The 16,601-nt window shown below is 56.6% G+C and carries 15 protein-coding genes; 11 read left to right on the forward strand and 4 right to left on the reverse strand.

From position 1 onward, the window contains the following. Window positions 1-49 precede the first annotated feature (49 nt). Entirely contained in the window at window positions 50-1,918 is a 1,869-nt protein-coding gene (kup, locus tag IFU29_RS18905) for a low affinity potassium transporter Kup (protein WP_191935268.1), read from the forward strand. Between the two features lie 114 nt (window positions 1,919-2,032). Here kup and qseC read toward each other — a convergent pair whose 3' ends face one another. Then, window positions 2,033-3,376, reverse strand: a complete 1,344-nt coding sequence (gene qseC / locus IFU29_RS18910) for a quorum sensing histidine kinase QseC (protein ID WP_191935269.1) — start codon at window positions 3,374-3,376, stop codon at window positions 2,033-2,035. After that, window positions 3,373-4,035, reverse strand: coding sequence for a quorum sensing response regulator transcription factor QseB (gene qseB, locus IFU29_RS18915; protein ID WP_191935270.1), 663 nt, complete (start codon window positions 4,033-4,035; stop codon window positions 3,373-3,375). The genes qseC and qseB overlap by 4 nt, the downstream gene beginning before the upstream one ends. 216 nt (window positions 4,036-4,251) lie before the next feature. Between qseB and IFU29_RS18920 the strand changes: the two genes are divergently transcribed. Then, window positions 4,252-4,650: a YgiW/YdeI family stress tolerance OB fold protein gene (locus IFU29_RS18920; RefSeq protein WP_191935286.1), complete on the forward strand. Its 399-nt coding sequence runs from the start codon at window positions 4,252-4,254 to the stop codon at window positions 4,648-4,650. On the opposite strand, the gene IFU29_RS18925 is transcribed toward IFU29_RS18920, so the two are convergent. Continuing rightward, window positions 4,647-5,528, reverse strand: coding sequence for a LysR family transcriptional regulator (locus tag IFU29_RS18925; protein WP_191935271.1), 882 nt, complete (start codon window positions 5,526-5,528; stop codon window positions 4,647-4,649). The two genes, IFU29_RS18920 and IFU29_RS18925, sit on opposite strands and share 4 nt — an antisense overlap. 104 nt (window positions 5,529-5,632) lie before the next feature. On the opposite strand from IFU29_RS18925, the gene budA reads away from it, so the two are divergent. The 9 genes from budA to rbsR all read left to right on the forward strand — a co-directional run bounded on the left by budA (window position 5,633) and on the right by rbsR (window position 14,910). Next, on the forward strand, window positions 5,633-6,415 hold the full coding sequence (budA, locus tag IFU29_RS18930; RefSeq protein ID WP_191935272.1) for an acetolactate decarboxylase: 783 nt from the start codon (window positions 5,633-5,635) through the stop codon (window positions 6,413-6,415). A 19-nt stretch (window positions 6,416-6,434) separates the two neighbouring features. Continuing rightward, window positions 6,435-8,114, forward strand: coding sequence for an acetolactate synthase AlsS (gene alsS, locus IFU29_RS18935; RefSeq protein WP_191935273.1), 1,680 nt, complete (start codon window positions 6,435-6,437; stop codon window positions 8,112-8,114). Window positions 8,115-8,146: 32 nt separating this feature from the next. Further along, window positions 8,147-8,920, forward strand: coding sequence for a (S)-acetoin forming diacetyl reductase (locus tag IFU29_RS18940; protein WP_191935274.1), 774 nt, complete (start codon window positions 8,147-8,149; stop codon window positions 8,918-8,920). A 178-nt stretch (window positions 8,921-9,098) separates the two neighbouring features. Beyond that, window positions 9,099-9,518, forward strand: a complete 420-nt coding sequence (gene rbsD, locus IFU29_RS18945) for a D-ribose pyranase (protein WP_191935275.1) — start codon at window positions 9,099-9,101, stop codon at window positions 9,516-9,518. A gap of 7 nt (window positions 9,519-9,525) precedes the next feature. Next, the gene (gene rbsA, locus IFU29_RS18950) at window positions 9,526-11,037 is read left to right on the forward strand and encodes a ribose ABC transporter ATP-binding protein RbsA (protein ID WP_191935276.1); all 1,512 of its coding nucleotides are present in this window, start codon (window positions 9,526-9,528) and stop codon (window positions 11,035-11,037) included. Further along, window positions 11,034-12,002, forward strand: coding sequence for a ribose ABC transporter permease (gene rbsC / locus IFU29_RS18955; RefSeq protein WP_191935277.1), 969 nt, complete (start codon window positions 11,034-11,036; stop codon window positions 12,000-12,002). Before rbsA ends, rbsC begins: the two co-directional genes overlap by 4 nt. A 21-nt stretch (window positions 12,003-12,023) precedes the next feature. Continuing rightward, a complete protein-coding gene (gene rbsB, locus IFU29_RS18960; protein ID WP_191935278.1) occupies window positions 12,024-12,905 on the forward strand; it encodes a ribose ABC transporter substrate-binding protein RbsB in 882 nt (293 codons plus the stop codon). A 62-nt stretch (window positions 12,906-12,967) separates the two neighbouring features. Then, on the forward strand, window positions 12,968-13,897 hold the full coding sequence (rbsK, locus tag IFU29_RS18965; protein ID WP_191935279.1) for a ribokinase: 930 nt from the start codon (window positions 12,968-12,970) through the stop codon (window positions 13,895-13,897). A 2-nt stretch (window positions 13,898-13,899) separates the two neighbouring features. Continuing rightward, entirely contained in the window at window positions 13,900-14,910 is a 1,011-nt protein-coding gene (gene rbsR, locus IFU29_RS18970; RefSeq protein WP_191935280.1) for a ribose operon transcriptional repressor RbsR, read from the forward strand. A 4-nt stretch (window positions 14,911-14,914) separates the two neighbouring features. Here the strand turns inward: rbsR and mdtD are convergent, their stop codons facing one another. After that, a complete protein-coding gene (mdtD, locus tag IFU29_RS18975) occupies window positions 14,915-16,327 on the reverse strand; it encodes a multidrug transporter subunit MdtD (protein ID WP_191935281.1) in 1,413 nt (470 codons plus the stop codon). Window positions 16,328-16,601: the final 274 nt, after the last annotated feature.

Raw genomic sequence — 16,601 nt, forward strand, 5'->3', positions numbered from 1 at the left:
TGAGCCGTGCGCAATCCCGCGTCAGTCTACCGCAACAAAAGACAAGTCTATGAGTTCAGAAAAGAAGCAGTCCCTGGGCGCCGTTACGCTGGCTGCCATTGGTGTCGTGTATGGTGATATTGGTACCAGCCCGCTTTATACCCTGCGCGAGTGTCTCTCCGGGCAGTTTGGTTTTGGCGTGGAGCGTGATGCGGTATTTGGCTTTCTGTCGCTGATTTTCTGGCTGCTTTTGCTCACTGTATCGCTGAAATATATCAGTTACGTGATGCGTGCCGACAACGCCGGGGAAGGCGGGATCCTGACGCTGATGTCGCTGGCGGGACGTAATACTGGCGCGCGTTCTACGGCGGTGCTGGTGATTATGGGCCTGATTGGCGGCAGCTTCTTTTACGGAGAGGTGGTGATCACCCCGGCGGTTTCGGTGCTGTCGGCTATTGAGGGTCTGGAGATCGCCGCGCCATCGCTGGACCGCTTTATTGTGCCGCTGGCGATTGGTGTACTGACGCTGCTGTTTGTGATCCAGAAACACGGCACAGGGCTGGTCGGTAAGCTGTTTGCACCGGTGATGCTGCTGTGGTTCATTGTGCTGGCCGTACTGGGTGCCCGTGGCATCATCAGCAACCCTGAAGTGCTGCATGCAATGAACCCTTACTGGGCGGTGCATTTCTTCATTGAATATAAAATGGTTTCCTTCTTTGCGCTGGGCGCGGTGGTGCTGGCCATCACCGGGGTCGAGGCGCTGTATGCGGACATGGGTCACTTTGGTAAATACCCTATTCGCCTGGCCTGGTTTATTGTGGTGCTGCCCTCGCTGGTGCTGAACTATTTTGGTCAGGGGGCTCTGCTGCTGAAAAATCCTGAGGCCATAAAAAATCCCTTCTTCCTGCTGGCTCCCGACTGGGCGCTGATCCCGATGCTGATTCTGGCTACGCTGGCGACGGTCATTGCCTCGCAGGCCGTGATTTCCGGGGTCTTTTCCCTGACGCGTCAGGCCGTGCGCCTGGGCTATCTGCCGCCGATGCGTATCGTCTACACCTCAGAAGAGGAGTCGGGTCAGATCTACATTCCGGTGATTAACTGGCTGCTGTTTGTCTCGGTGGTGATCGTCATTGTCGGCTTTGAACACTCCAGCAACCTGGCGGCCGCTTACGGCATTGCCGTGACCGGAACCATGGTGCTGACCGCGATCCTGTGCAGCGTTGTGGCGATTAAAAACTGGCACTGGAATCGCTATCTGGTGATCGCGCTGCTGATCGGCATGCTGTGTATCGACGTGTCTCTGTTCTCAGCAAACCTGGTGAAGGTGTTCGCCGGAGGCTGGCTGCCGCTGTCGCTGGCGCTGGTGATGTTTGTGGTGATGACCACCTGGAAAAGTGAGCGTTTCCGTCTGCTGCGCCGGATGCATGAACACGGTAACTCCCTGGAGGCGATGATCGCTTCCCTGGAGAAATCCCCGCCGGTGCGCGTACCGGGCACCGCCGTGTACATGTCCCGCGCGCTGAATGTGATCCCGTTTGCCATGCTGCATAACCTGAAGCACAACAAGGTGCTGCATGAACGGGTGGTGCTGCTGACGCTGCGCACTGAAGATGCGCCTTATGTGCACAATGTGAAGCGCGTGACCATCGAGCAGCTTTCGCCGACCTTCTGGCGCGTGGTGGCAAGCTATGGCTGGCGTGAAACGCCTAACGTCGAGGAGATTTTCCACCGCTGCGGGCTGGAAGGCTTAAGCTGCCGGATGATGGAAACCTCGTTCTTTATGTCGCATGAATCACTCATTATCGGTAAACGTCCGTGGTATCTGCGCCTGCGCGGCAAGCTGTTCCTTGCGCTGCAGCGTAACGCCCTGCGCGCACCTGACCAGTTCAAAATCCCGCCTAACCGCGTCATTGAGCTGGGCACCCAGGTCGAAATTTAGTCCGCAACGGGGGGCATCCTGCCCCCCACGTCCCTTTCTTTCGTCGTGGCGGGCCGGGTATCCTCATCGCCCTGCACGCTGCTGAAAAGCCTGACCGAAACAGAAGGGCGAATCCTACAGTGTTATAGTCACCGCAAACCCGCCTTCAGCCCGATTATTCATTGTCACCTTCATGCCATGCAGGTGCGCAATATGATGAACGATCGACAGGCCCAATCCACTACCGGACTGCTGCTGACCGGGCGGACGATAAAAGCGTTCGCCAATGCGTGCCAGCGCTTCAGGTGTCACGCCGGGACCGCTGTCCAGCACCTGCAAACGGCCCGGTTCCAGCTTCAGCCAGACTTCACTGCCCGGCGGGCTGTGGCGAATTGCGTTATCCAGCAGATTGCGGACCAGCAGCGTCAGCAGCAGCGGGTTACCCTGCTGAATGACGGGCGCATCGGGCGCATCCAGTGCCAGTTCCACGCCAGCCGCCTGCGCGGCGGCATACTGATCGACCACTGCCTGCCGGACGATCTGCTGCCACTGCACGCCCTGTTTTTCCAGATCCTCCCCGACGTCCAGGCGCGACAGCGTCAGTAGCTGATCCACCAGCCGGGTGGCGCGGTCGATCCCGGCATCGAGGCTGGACAGCGCATGGTGACGCACGACCGCATCATCATGGGCTAACTGAGCGACTTCGGTCTGTACTTTCAACGCGGCCAGCGGGCTGCGCAACTCGTGGGCCGCATCCGAGGTAAAGCGGCGTTCGCGCAGCAGCAGGTCGCCAATGCGGCCAAACAGCTGGTTGAGCTCCGTCAGCAGGGGACGCACTTCCTGGGGGACACGGCGGGCGGTGAGGGGCGTAATTTCATCCGGGGCGCGCTGTCGCAGCTGGTGAGCAATGTGTTTTAGCGGCGAGAGTTCATGCGTGACCAGCCACAGCATCAGCATCAGCATCACCGGCAGTGCCACCAGCCACGGCATCAGATTAGTTTTGACCAGGTCGCGGGTCATATCATCGCGATACTCCCACTCCTGGCCGACCACCACCACATACCGGTCATCCAGCGTATGCAGCCAGACCATGCGCCAGCGGTCATCGTCATCTTTCAGTCGCCCGTCAAGAAAACCATCACGCTGATAATTAAAGATAAAATCCTTTCCCTTGTCGCCATCATTGAGCACCATTTTTCCCTCGCGGGTAAAGACGGCAAAGGCCAGCACATCGTCATCCTGATCGCCGTGGTGATGGCGCAGCATTTTTTTGCTTTTGGGCAGTGGGAGTTGCGGGCTGAACTGTTCAGGCGTCAGGCGCAGCAGGCGTTTCGCGAACAGCATCTGCTGAGTATCAAACAGTTCGTTGATATTGTTACGTGTCTGCCACCAGGAACCCACGGCCGCCGCCCCCCAGCACAGCAGGCTGAGCAGTAAAAAACCCAGCATCAGGCGTACGCGAAGGCTGCGCTGGATCATGGTGCCGCCCCCAGAGTGTATCCCACGCCGTGAATGGTACGGATAAACTCGCTGCCCAGTTTTTTACGCAGGTGATGGATGTGTACTTCTACGGCATTACTGGACACTTCATCATCCCAGCCATAGAGTTTCTCTTCCAGCTGGGAACGGGTCAGGACGCGCCCGGCGTTCAGCAGAAAGAGTTCCAGCAGCGCGATTTCACGCGCTTTCAGTACCAGCGGTTCGCCGTTCAGCGTCACGGTATGTGAGCCGGGCTCCATGATCACGCTGCCGTGTTTCAGCGTGGGCTGTAGTTGACCGTGGCGACGGCGGATCAGTGCCTGTAAGCGAGCGGCCACTTCGCTGAGGGCAAAGGGTTTACACAGGTAGTCATCTGCTCCCAGCTGTAACCCGTTGATGCGTTGTTCCAGCGCATCGCGCGCCGTCAGGATCAGCACCGGCTCATCCTGACCCTGCTGTCGCCACTGGCGCAGAATATCCAGTCCGTCGATTTCCGGCAGGCTGAGATCCAGCACCACCGCATCGTAGGGAGCGGCACTCAGCGCCCGCAGCCCCTCTTTACCCAGGGTAAACCAGTCGATGCTAAATCCCAGTTTGCTTAACCCGGCTTTAATACCGTCGCCAATCAGGCGGTCATCTTCAATTAATAAAATTCGCATTGGCTTATCCCTCGCAGTTCACCGAGTTATACGGAATCATGATGCGGCTTGTACAGCAAGGATCGGCGATATTCGTGACTTTTCGTCAATTTTACACAATAAAGTGAGGATGCCGGTGGCCTTAAGATCCTGTTAAGAACCTTTTGCTGTAATACTTACCGACAGACATTCACGGGCAGAACGAACTGCCCACCGCCATAAGGAAAATTGAACATGATGAAGAAGACAGCTGCGTTACTGGCGATCACTGCCCTGATGTCAATGCCCGTACTGGCCACACAGACCGGTGGTTTTGTTGACCCCGACGCGCCGACAGCCCAGGTACAGAAAGGCGGCTTTAGCGGCCCGAACGGCACGGTGGCAACCGTAAAACAGGCTCAGGATATGAGCGACGATGCCTGGGTAACAATGCGCGGTCACATTGAAAAACGCGTGGGTGATGAGAACTATCAGTTCCGCGATGCGACCGGCACCATGACCGTGGAGATCGACGATAAGCGCTGGGACGGTCAGAACATTGGCCCGAAAGATAACGTTGAACTGCAGGGTAAGCTGGATAAAGACTTCAACTCGCTGGAGCTCGACGTCAAGCAGGTGCGTAAAATCGGTGGTTAATCACCCGCCAGCATAGACACCAGGTGATGGACGGCGGGGGAGCGATCCCAGCGCCGCCAGGCCAGGGCGACATCACTGCCCAGCGCAGCATCCTCAATCTGATGGAAGCTGACGCCGGGCAGGCTGATACAGCGCAGGGAATCGGGCACGATGGTAATGCCAAACCCGGCAGCGACCATACTGATGCCCGATGAAATCTGCGGGGACTGCTGAACGCCATCCGGCTGGAATCCGGCACGCAGGCAGGCGCTGATGATCACTTCATACAGGCTGGGGGCGACCTCTCGCGGAAAGAGGATCAGCGGCTCCTCCCGCAGCTGTGCCAGCGGCAGGCAGGGCATTCCGCCCAGCGGGTGTCCGGCCGGCAGCACCAGCGCCATCTTCTCCGTCGCAATTACCTTCAGATTAAACGCCTTACTGCTCTCACAGGGCAGGCGGACAAAGGCAGCATCCAGTAAACCCTCCTCCAGATTGTGCATCAGTGTTGCCATACTTTCCTCCTGCGGCAGCAGGGTGATGGCCGGAAAACGATGCTGAAAACGGCGCAGCAGCTGGAATATCTGCGGATGAAAGGCATTAGAGCTGGCAAAACCAATCGACAGTTGCCCGCTGATACCGCGTGCAATCCCTTTGGCTTTCTCCAGGGCGTGGCCGGTTAATGCCAGTATCTGGCACGCATCCTGATAGAAGGCTTCTCCCGCATCCGTCAGTTCCACCCCGCGCGTCAGCCTTTTCAGCAGCGGTGTACCGATCTCCTCTTCCAGTTTTTTGATTTGCTGACTCAGCGGTGGCTGTGAGATGCCGAGTCTTTCCGCCGCCTTTGTGAAGTGCTTCGTCTCAGCGACCGCAACGAAATAACGTAGATACCGCAGTTCCATATCGAAAACGTCTCAAAGTGGGGGGTGTTCTATATTGGAATCCCGGACTGAATCGAGTCAACATTGATTCAATACTTCTTAACAGTTTAGCGGGGAAGAGGGCAATGACACATTCTGTAACTGATTGTTCATGTACGGAACAGCTGACCACCACGGTCAAAGAGATGCAGAGAGAAAGGCCAGAAAGTGTAATCTATCAGACCTCTTTGATGAGTGCGTTACTCAGTGGTGTTTATGACGGCACCACCACCGTGGCCGACCTGTTGAAGAAAGGCGATTTTGGTCTGGGGACATTTAATCAACTGGACGGCGAAATGATCGCCTTTAACCGTGAGGTGTACCAGCTGCGCTCGGATGGCAGCGCGCGTGCGGCCAGTCCCGATCAGAAATCGCCGTTTGCGGTAATGACCTTCTTCCGCCCACAGTATCAGCACCGTTTCACCGGTCCTGCCAGCCGGGCTGAAGTGCATCAGGTGATCGACCAGCAGGTGCGTTCCGACAACCAGTTCTGCGCCCTGCGTATTGATGGCCTCTTCAGCCGTGCGGAAACCCGTACCGTTCCCTGCCAGCACCGCCCGTATAAATCGATGCCGGAAGTCCTGGGTCAGCAGCCGACCTTTCACTTTGAGCAGCGCAACGGCGTGCTGATTGGTTTTCGCACCCCGCAGTACATGCAGGGCATTAATGTGGCTGGCTACCATGAACACTTTATTACTGACGATCGCCAGGGGGGCGGGCATCTGCTGGATTATCATCTCGATCGCGGCACGCTCACCTTTGGTGAGATCAGCAAGCTGGTGATTGACCTGCCCGAAGACAGCGATTTCCTGCGGGCCGACCTCAGCCCGGATAATCTGGATTCCGCCATTCGTTCCGTAGAAAGCTGAAATAAGGAAGAGCAGACAGATGAAAAACGTAACCGACGTTCAGCAGTGGGCACACGGTGCCGACCTGGTGGTGGCACAGTTAGAGGCGCAGGGGGTGAAACATGTCTTTGGCATCCCCGGCGCTAAAATCGATAAAGTGTTTGATTCGCTGCTGGATACCTCTATTCAGACGATACCGGTGCGGCACGAAGCCAATGCCGCTTTTATGGCAGCGGCGGTCGGCAGACTGACTGGCAAGGCCGGGGTGGCGCTGGTGACGTCCGGGCCGGGCTGTTCCAACCTGATCACCGGGATGGCAACCGCGACCACCGAGGGGGATCCGCTGGTAGCACTGGGTGGGGCGGTTAAACGCGCCGACAGTGCGAAACAGGTTCACCAGAGCATGGATACCGTGGCGATGTTCCGTCCGGTCAGCAAATACGCGGTTGAGGTCGGATCGTCCGATGCCATCGCCGAAGTGTTATCCAATGCGTTCCGCAGCGCTGAACAGGGACGCCCCGGCGGGGCTTTTGTCAGCCTGCCCCAGGACATTGTTAATGAACCCGCGCGGGGCCATCTGCTGAATACCAGCGGTCAGCTGCTGCTGGGGGCAGCGCCCGATGTGGCCATCGAGGCGGTGGCAAAGCAAATCGCACAGGCGAAAAATCCGGTGCTCTTGCTGGGTCTGATGGCCAGCCAGCCCGCGAACAGTGATGCGCTGCACCGGCTGCTGGAGCGCAGTCATATTCCGGTCACCAGCACCTACCAGGCGGCCGGTGCGGTGCGCCAGGAACACTTCTCCCGCTTTGCCGGACGCGTCGGATTGTTTAATAACCAGGCCGGTGACCGTCTGCTGCGTGAGGCCGACCTGATTATCACCATCGGCTACAGCCCGGTGGAATATGAGCCTGCCATGTGGAACAGCGGGAAGGCCACCCTGGTCCATATCGACGTGCTGCCGGCGGATACTGACAACTGCTACCAGCCGGATGCGGAGCTGGTGGGCGACATTGCAGCCACGCTCGACAAACTGACGGCGCGCATCGGTGGTCCCTTAACCCTCAGCGCCCAGGCAGCAGCCATCCTGCAGGATCGTCAGCAGCAGCGCGAACTGCTGGCGCTGCGCGGCCATCAGCTTAATCAGTTTGCCCTGCATCCGTTACGCATCGTCCGTGCCATGCAGGACATCATTAACAGTGACGTTACGCTGACGGTCGACATGGGCAGCTTCCATATCTGGATCGCACGTTATCTCTACAGCTTCCGTGCCCGCCAGATCATGATCTCTAACGGTCAGCAAACCATGGGTGTGGCATTACCCTGGGCTATCGGTGCCTGGCTGGTAGACCCGTCCCGCAAAGTGGTGTCGGTCTCCGGTGATGGCGGTTTCCTGCAGTCGAGCATGGAGCTGGAAACGGCGGTACGGCTGGGTGCTAACCTGCTGCATATCATCTGGGTGGATGAGTGCTACAACATGGTGGCGATGCAGGAAGAGAAGAAATATCAGCGGGTCTCCGGGGTGAAATTCGGGCCGATTGATTTTAAAGCCTATGCGGAGTCCTTTGGCGCAGCGGGATTCGCAGTTGAAAGTGCCGAGATGCTGGAGCCAACGCTGCGGAAAGCCATGGACGTGCAGGGCCCGGCGGTGGTAGCGATCCCGGTGGATTATGCCGATAACCCGCTGCTGATGGGACAGCTGCACCTCAGCCAGATTTTGTAAATTCTGTTAACCCTAAACGAGAAGGAGTTCATATGAAAAACAACGTAGCCCTGGTGACCGGTGCGGGTCAGGGGATAGGACGTGCGATAGCCCTGCGTCTGGCAAAGGAGGGTTTTGCCGTTGCCGTCGCCGATTTTAACCCGGACACAGCACGCCGGGTAGCTGATGAAATTGCCAGCGCAGGCGGTAAATCACTGGCGGTCGCCGTGGATGTTTCAAAGCGCGATGAGGTGTTTGCCGCTGTTGAAGAGGCGCGTAAAACGCTGGGAGGGTTTAACGTCATCGTCAACAATGCCGGCGTGGCCCCCACCACGCTGATCGAAGAGATTACGGAAGAGGTGATCGATAAGGTTTATGCCGTGAACGTTAAAGGGGTGATCTGGGGCATCCAGGCGGCGGTTAAGGCGTTCAAAGCGGAAGGTCACGGCGGCAAAATCATCAATGCCTGTTCGCAGGCGGGCCATGTCGGGAATCCGGAGCTGGCAATCTACAGCTCGAGTAAATTCGCTGTGCGCGGCCTGACGCAAACGGCTGCACGGGATCTTGCATCGCTGGGGATAACCGTCAATGGCTACTGCCCTGGCATAGTAAAAACCCCGATGTGGGACGAGATCGACCGCCAGTTCTCTGCAGCGGCAGGCAAACCCGTCGGCTATGGTACGGCGGAGTTTGCCAAAAACATCACGCTGGGCCGTCTGTCTGAACCGGAAGATGTTGCCGCCTGCGTGGCCTTCCTTGCCGGTCCGGACTCGAACTATATGACCGGGCAGTCACTGCTTATTGATGGCGGTATGGTCTTTAATTAATCCTGTTTTGGCCCTTTACCGGTAACAGTAGAGGGCCATTTTCATCCTTAAAACAAATCCCTCCTCTGCGTCAGCGAAACGTTTCGATGGCGATCACAATTTCAACATTCGATGATTGTTTTCCCCTGTGCATTTCTTACACTCCCTGTCAGCGAAACGTTTCGCTCTGGAGTGAATAATGAAAAAAGGCACCTTACTAAATTCTGCTATCTCATCCGTGATTTCCCGGCTTGGTCATACTGACAGCATTGTGATTGGCGATGCCGGTCTGCCGATCCCACAGGGTCCGCAGCGTATTGACCTGGCCGTAACGCAGGGTATACCGACGTTTTTACAGGTCGCCCAGGCGGTCACCCATGAGATGCAGGTAGAGAGTGCCATCATTGCGGAAGAAATTAAGCAGCATAATCCGCAGCTTCACAGTGAACTGATCGCCCTGCTCGACTTACTGCAACAACACCAGGGTAATACCATCAGTATCTGTTATGTCAGTCACGAACAGTTCAAACAACAAACACAGCACAGTCAGGCAGTCATTCGCAGCGGGGAGTGTTCCCCGTATGCGAATGTCATTCTGATCGCTGGCGTGACCTTCTGAGGCGGTTATGCAACCTTTACTGCAATTAAAAGGTATCGACAAATCCTTCCCGGGCGTGAAAGCGCTGTCGGGTGCGGCGATTTCGGTGTATCCGGGGCGCGTGATGGCGCTGGTCGGTGAGAACGGCGCGGGGAAATCCACGATGATGAAAGTGCTGACCGGGATCTATGCCCGTGATGCGGGGTCTTTTGCATGGCTGGGTAAGGAAACCACCTTTAACGGACCTAAAGAGTCTCAGGCGGCCGGGATTGGCATTATCCATCAGGAACTTAACCTGATCCCACAGCTGAGTATTGCTGAAAACATTTTCCTTGGCCGCGAGTTCGTTAATCGTTTTGGCGGCATTCAGTGGAAAAAAATGTATGCAGAAGCAGACGCGCTGCTGAAACGCCTTAATCTGCGCTTCAACAGCCACAAGCTGGTGGGTGACCTGTCGATTGGTGACCAGCAGATGGTGGAGATTGCCAAGGTGCTTAGCTTCGAATCTAAGGTGATCGTCATGGACGAACCGACGGATGCGCTGACCGATACCGAAACCGCCTCGCTGTTCCGGGTGATCAACGAGCTGAAAGCCCAGGGCTGCGGCATTGTCTATATCTCCCACCGCATGAAAGAGATTTTTGAGGTTTGCGACGATGTCACTATTTTCCGCGACGGGCAGTTTATCGCGGAGCGTGAAGTGGCCACCCTGACCGAAGAGTCGCTGATTGAAATGATGGTCGGCCGCAAGCTGGAAGAGCAATATCCGCGTCTGGATAAGGTGCCAGGTGAGGTTCGTCTTAACGTTGAACACCTCTGTGGCTCCGGCGTTGAGGACGTCAGCTTTACGCTGCGCAAAGGTGAAATATTGGGTGTGGCCGGGCTGATGGGCGCGGGACGTACCGAACTGATGAAAGTGCTTTACGGGGCATTATCCCGCCGCAGCGGTACGGTGACGCTGGACGGCAAAAATGTGGTGGCCCGTTCCCCGGAAGAGGGGCTGGCTAACGGTATCGTCTATATCTCGGAAGATCGTAAACGCGATGGTCTGGTGCTGGGAATGACGGTTAAAGAGAACATGTCGTTGACCGCGCTTAACTACTTCAGCTACGGCGGCGGCCGTTTAAAACATGCGGAAGAGCAGCTGGCGGTCGGGGACTTTATCAAGCTGTTTAACGTTAAAACCCCATCAATGAACCAGCCCATTGGCCTGCTTTCCGGCGGTAATCAGCAAAAAGTCGCGATAGCCCGCGGGCTGATGACGCGTCCTAAAGTGCTGATCCTTGATGAGCCGACGCGCGGCGTCGACGTGGGTGCGAAAAAAGAGATCTATCAGCTGATTAACCAGTTTAAACAGGAAGGGCTGAGCATCATTCTCGTCTCGTCCGAAATGCCGGAAGTGCTGGGTATGAGTGACCGCGTGCTGGTGATGCACGAAGGTCGTCTGAGCGGTGACTTCCCGATTGAACAAGCCTCGCAGGAAATTTTGATGGCGGCGGCAGTGGGTAAACATTACAGCGCGGAGCTGGCAACACTATGAGTACGCAAACAATTCCTTCACGCCGCCTGATCAGTAAGGCATGGCTGCTTGAGCAGAAATCGCTGATTGCGCTGGTGGTACTGATTGCCATCGTTTCCAGCATGAGTCCGAATTTCTTCACCGTGGCAAACCTGTTCAATATTCTGCAACAGACCTCGGTTAACGCCATTATGGCCGTGGGCATGACGCTGGTGATCCTCACCTCCGGTATCGACCTCTCTGTCGGGTCGCTGCTGGCACTGACCGGCGCGGTTGCGGCTTCTATTGTCGGGCTGGAAGTGAATGCGCTGGTTGCCGTAGCCGCATCGCTGGCGCTGGGTGCCTTTATTGGCGCGATTACCGGTTCGATTGTGGCAAAAGGTAAAGTGCAGGCGTTTATCGCCACGCTGGTGATGATGCTGCTGCTGCGCGGGGTGACGATGGTCTACACCAACGGCAGCCCGGTAAATACCGGCTTCAATGAGAACGCCGATCTGTTCGGCTGGTTTGGCATTGGTCGCCCGTTGGGGATCCCGACGCCAGTGTGGTTAATGGGCCTGGTGTTCCTTGCCGCGTGGTACATGCTGCATCACACTCGCCTTGGCCGTTATATTTATGCGTTGGGCGGTAACGAAGCAGCAACGCGCCTGTCCGGTATCAGCGTTAATCGCGTCAAGATCATCGTTTATGCGCTGTGTGGCATGTTAGCGGCACTGGCGGGGACCATTGAAGTTGCGCGTCTTTCTTCGGCGCAGCCGACCGCCGGGACTGGCTATGAGCTGGATGCCATTGCCGCGGTAGTGCTGGGTGGGACCAGCCTCGCTGGCGGTAAGGGCCGGATTATGGGCACGCTGATTGGTGCACTGATCTTAGGCTTCCTGAATAACGGGCTGAATTTGCTCGGTGTTTCCTCTTACTACCAAATGATCGTCAAAGCTGTGGTGATTTTGCTGGCGGTGCTGGTAGATAACAAAAGCAGTAAATAAAACTCTTTACCCTTACAGGATATGAACATGAAAAAACTGACTGCACTGGCTGTACTGTTAGGCGCCACCCTGAGTGCTAACGCGCTGGCAAAAGACACGATTGCTCTGGTGGTATCGACCCTGAATAACCCGTTCTTTGTCTCGCTGAAAGACGGTGCGCAGAAGGAAGCCGACAAACTGGGTTACAACCTGGTCGTGCTGGATTCTCAGAACAACCCGGCGAAAGAGCTGGCGAACGTGCAGGACCTCACCGTCCGTGGCACTAAACTGATGTTGATTAACCCCACCGACTCTGACGCGGTAGGTAATGCCGTGAAAATGGCAAACCAGGCTAACATCCCGGTGATCACCCTGGACCGTGTTTCCTCACAGGGCACCGTGGTGAGTCACGTTGCTTCTGATAACCGCTTTGGCGGCAAAATGGCGGGTAATTTCATCGCCAAGAAAGTCGGCGATAATGCCAAAATCATTGAACTGCAGGGCATTGCCGGTACCTCTGCGGCACGTGAACGTGGCGAAGGCTTCAAGCAGGCTGCCGATGCGCACAAATTTAACATCCTGGCCAGCCAGCCGGCTGATTTCGACCGTACCAAGGGCCTGAACGTAATGCAGAACCTGCTGACGGCTCACCCGGATGTGCAGGCGGTATTCGCTCAGAATGACGAAATGGCGCTGGGTGCCCTGCGTGCGTTGCAAACTGCGGGTAAATCTGATGTGGTAGTTGTGGGCTTCGACGGCACCCCTGATGGGATTAAAGCGGTTGAAGGCGGCAAACTGGCTGCGACCGTTGCTCAGTTACCGGAGCAGATTGGCGTTATCGGCGTTCAGACGGCTGATAAAGTGCTGAAAGGCGAGAAAGTTAAAGCTATCAATCCGGTTGATCTGAAGCTGGTCACCCAATAAATCAAAGAAAAGCATGGCACGCGCCACCCTTCGGGTGGCGCACTTATGTGGACAATCCCCTTATGATGAAAACTGGCAAACTGGCCGTCCTCGGTAGCATTAATGCCGATCATATTCTGAATCTGGCGCATTTTCCGCGTCCGGGTGAAACGGTGATCGGGAAGCAGTATCAGGTCGCATTTGGTGGGAAAGGCGCGAACCAGGCGGTTGCCGCCGGACGCAGTGGTGCAGACATTGCTTTTATTGCCTGTGTGGGTGACGACGATACCGGCGAGCGTATCCGCCAGCAGCTGATGAATGACCGGATTGATGTCAGTCCAATCGAAGTGGTATCCGGTGAATCAACCGGCGTGGCGCTGATCTTCGTCAACGGAGAAGGTGAAAATACGATTGGTATTCACGCCGGCGCGAATGCCGCTCTGACGCCTGTCCGCGTTGAGCAGCATCAGCAGGTGATTGCCGATGCTTCCGCCCTGTTGATGCAGCTGGAGTCGCCGCTGGAAAGCGTGCTGTCAGCCGCGCGTATTGCACATCAGCATCAGACCCAGGTGATATTAAATCCCGCCCCGGCAACCGCGCTCTCTGATGAACTGCTCTCGCTGGTGGATATGATCACCCCGAATGAAACGGAAGCGCAGATCCTCACCGGCGTGGCGGTCAACAGTGATGAAGACGCGGCCCGGGCCGCTGCGGTGCTGCATGATAAAGGCATCCGTACCGTACTGATCACGCTCGGCAGCCGTGGTGTCTGGTTAAGTGAGCAGGGTGAAGGGCAGCGTGTTCCCGGCTTCCGCGTGGAGGCGGTGGATACCATTGCGGCGGGTGACACCTTCAACGGTGCGCTGATCACCGCGCTGCTGGAACAGCGTCCAATGGCAGAAGCGGTGCGTTTTGCCCATGCGGCGGCCGCCATTGCCGTCACGCGTCACGGTGCGCAACCTTCCGTCCCGTGGCGTGAAGAGATAGATCGCTTCTTGCAGCAGCAGGAGTAGATGTGGCAACCATGAAAGATGTCGCCCGCCTGGCGGGCGTCTCGACCTCCACCGTGTCGCACGTCATTAATAACAACCGCTTTGTCAGTGAAGCGGTACGTGAAAAAGTGACCTCAGCGGTAAGCCAGCTGAACTATGCGCCTTCTGCACTGGCGCGTAGCCTCAAGCTTAATCAGACCCACACCATCGGCATGTTACTGACCGCCAGCAGCAACCCGTTCTATTCTGAGGTGGTGAGGGGGGTAGAGCGTAGCTGTTATGAACGGGGCTACAGCCTGGTATTGTGTAATACCGAGGGTGATGAAGATCGTATGAACCGCAGCCTGGAGACGCTGTTGCAAAAGCGCGTCGATGGCTTGCTGATTATGTGTACCGAAAGCCATCTTCCTTCCGCAGAACTGCTGCATCGATATCCGTCCATCCCTTCTGTGATGATGGACTGGGCACCGTTCGAAGGCAGTAGCGACATTATCCAGGATAATTCACTACTGGGCGGGGAGATGGCCACGCAGCATCTGATCTCTCGTGGTTATACGCGCATTGCCTGTATTGCCGGCCCTCAGGACAAAACGCCCGCGCGCCTGCGCCTTGAAGGCTATCAGCAGGCCATGGCCCGCGCCGGTTTAACGGTTCCTGCAGAGTATATAGTCAGCAGTGACTTTGAGTTCCAGGGCGGGTTTAACGCCATGAATACGCTGCTGGCTCTCAACCCGCGGCCGCAGGCCGTATTTACCTGTAATGATGCGATGGCCGTCGGGGTCTATCATGCGCTCTATCTGGCAGGGATGAGTATTCCGCAGGATATCGCCGTCGTCGGATACGATGATATCGAGCTGGCGCGCTATATGACGCCTCCCCTCAGCACCGTTCATCAGCCTAAAGATGAGTTAGGCGAACTGGCAATAGACGCTCTGCTGCACCGCCTGGCCGATCCCAGCGCCGGTCCTCAGCTGCTGGTTCTGACGCCGGAACTAATGGAACGCGCCTCCGTCGGCGATCTGCGCGAAGCGTAAGCGCTTACGTCACGGCCCCCTCGCGCTTTTTCTTCTCCCGGTCGCTGATCAGATTGCGGCCATCTCCCGGTTTCAGCAGCAGGAATACCAACGCGGACAGTATCGTGATCCCCCCCATCGTCAGGAAGGTTGCATGGAAATGCTGAAGCGTGGTGCCATCAAAGTTTTGATAGAAGCGCAGAACAGCCGCGCTGACCGCCACGCCAAAACCGATGGCCAGCTGCTGAGTCACCGCCAGCATACTGTTACCGCTGCTGGCGTTGGCATCCGTCAGGTCAGCCAGGGTAATCGTGTTCATCGCGGTAAACTGCGTTGACATTGCCATACCCAGAATAAAGAGGGGGATCAGCAGCGCCAGCATATTCCAGCCCGGCACCTGGAGGGCAAAGGTGGCGATCAGTACGCCAATAATCATACTGATCCCGACCAGGGTTTTACGGTAGCCAAACCAGCGCAGTACCTGAGTGACCGTTGATTTCGCCAGAATGGAACCGAGGGCGGTTGGCGCAACCATGCACCCGGCCAGCAGGGCCGTGTAACCAAAACCGACCTGAAGCATCAGCGGCATCAGGAAGGGAATACACCCCGTGCCCAGTCGTGAGGCGATATTACCGACAATGCCTACCGAGAAGGTTCGGGTCTTGAACATCGGTAACGGCAGCAGGGGAGAAGGGTGGCGACGGGCATGCACTATATAGAGAAGCAGCAGCACAATGCCGGCCAGTAATACGCCCAGGGCAATCAGGCTGGAAACCACCTGCTCACCGAACAGCTCAATACCGCTTGAGATACCGACCAGACCTAAACCAAACAGCAGGAACCCTAGCATATCGAAACGCCGCTTTGGCGTGGTGAAGTCCGGCATATATTTACGGGCATAAATGATGCCGAGGATGCCAATCGGAATGTTGATCAGGAAAATCCAGTGCCACGTAGCCCAGGTGACCAGCACACCGCCTAGCAAAGGCCCCAGCACCGGGCCAATCAGCCCTGGCATGGTGACAAAGTTGAGCACTGGCAGCAGTTCACTGCGCGGGTAGGCCCGCAGCAGAGCAAGGCGAGCCACCGGCATCATCATCGCGCCGCCCACGCCCTGAATGACGCGGGACGTAACCAGCATCGTCAGCGAGCCGGACAGTGCGCAGGCCAGCGATCCCAGGGAGAAAAGAAACACGGCGGCAATAAAGACTTTGCGAGTTCCGAAGCGGTCTGCCAGCCAGCCACTGACCGGAATAAGCATCGCTACGGTCAGGGTGTAGCTGATCACGGCAGACTGCATCGCCAGCGGAGAGCGCTCCAGGCTGTGAGCGATGGCGGGTAGGGCCGTGTTCAGGATAGTGGCATCCAGCGCCTGCATAAAGAAGGCCATAGCGGCAATCCACGGGAGTCCGGCCATACTGCGCGCGGATTTAATCATTGTTATCCCTTTATTTTGGAAGAAAGTTCAGGGCAGGCCCATGTAGTAGAGAAAGCATAGCATTCCCTTTCAGCGTTCAGCGTGGTGCTTTATCAGTTTTATGGGCAGAAATGCTGATTTATTGCGCCGAATACGTATGCTTTTAACGCTTCTGGTGAAAAATGACGCGCTTAGTCATTTTTTTGCAATAAACCCTTGTCACCCGTCCAGAACTCCCTATAATGCGCAACCACTGAGACGGCACAACGGCTTACAGGCCAGCGGCTCAGGAGGT

Source organism: Erwinia persicina (assembly GCF_014838825.1).
Taxonomy (GTDB): domain Bacteria; phylum Pseudomonadota; class Gammaproteobacteria; order Enterobacterales; family Enterobacteriaceae; genus Erwinia; species Erwinia persicina_A.

Coding starts and splice junctions, on each gene's coding strand:
- rbsA (WP_191935276.1), top strand. CDS start 9,526: ATGCAACCTTTACTGCAATTAAAAGGTATCGACAAATCCTTCCCGGGC.
- IFU29_RS18925 (WP_191935271.1), bottom strand. CDS start 5,528: ATGGAACTGCGGTATCTACGTTATTTCGTTGCGGTCGCTGAGACGAAG.
- kup (WP_191935268.1), top strand. CDS start 50: ATGAGTTCAGAAAAGAAGCAGTCCCTGGGCGCCGTTACGCTGGCTGCC.
- rbsK (WP_191935279.1), top strand. CDS start 12,968: ATGATGAAAACTGGCAAACTGGCCGTCCTCGGTAGCATTAATGCCGAT.
- rbsB (WP_191935278.1), top strand. CDS start 12,024: ATGAACATGAAAAAACTGACTGCACTGGCTGTACTGTTAGGCGCCACC.
- qseC (WP_191935269.1), bottom strand. CDS start 3,376: ATGATCCAGCGCAGCCTTCGCGTACGCCTGATGCTGGGTTTTTTACTG.
- rbsD (WP_191935275.1), top strand. CDS start 9,099: ATGAAAAAAGGCACCTTACTAAATTCTGCTATCTCATCCGTGATTTCC.
- budA (WP_191935272.1), top strand. CDS start 5,633: ATGACACATTCTGTAACTGATTGTTCATGTACGGAACAGCTGACCACC.
- qseB (WP_191935270.1), bottom strand. CDS start 4,035: ATGCGAATTTTATTAATTGAAGATGACCGCCTGATTGGCGACGGTATT.
- IFU29_RS18940 (WP_191935274.1), top strand. CDS start 8,147: ATGAAAAACAACGTAGCCCTGGTGACCGGTGCGGGTCAGGGGATAGGA.
- mdtD (WP_191935281.1), bottom strand. CDS start 16,327: ATGATTAAATCCGCGCGCAGTATGGCCGGACTCCCGTGGATTGCCGCT.
- alsS (WP_191935273.1), top strand. CDS start 6,435: ATGAAAAACGTAACCGACGTTCAGCAGTGGGCACACGGTGCCGACCTG.
- IFU29_RS18920 (WP_191935286.1), top strand. CDS start 4,252: ATGAAGAAGACAGCTGCGTTACTGGCGATCACTGCCCTGATGTCAATG.
- rbsC (WP_191935277.1), top strand. CDS start 11,034: ATGAGTACGCAAACAATTCCTTCACGCCGCCTGATCAGTAAGGCATGG.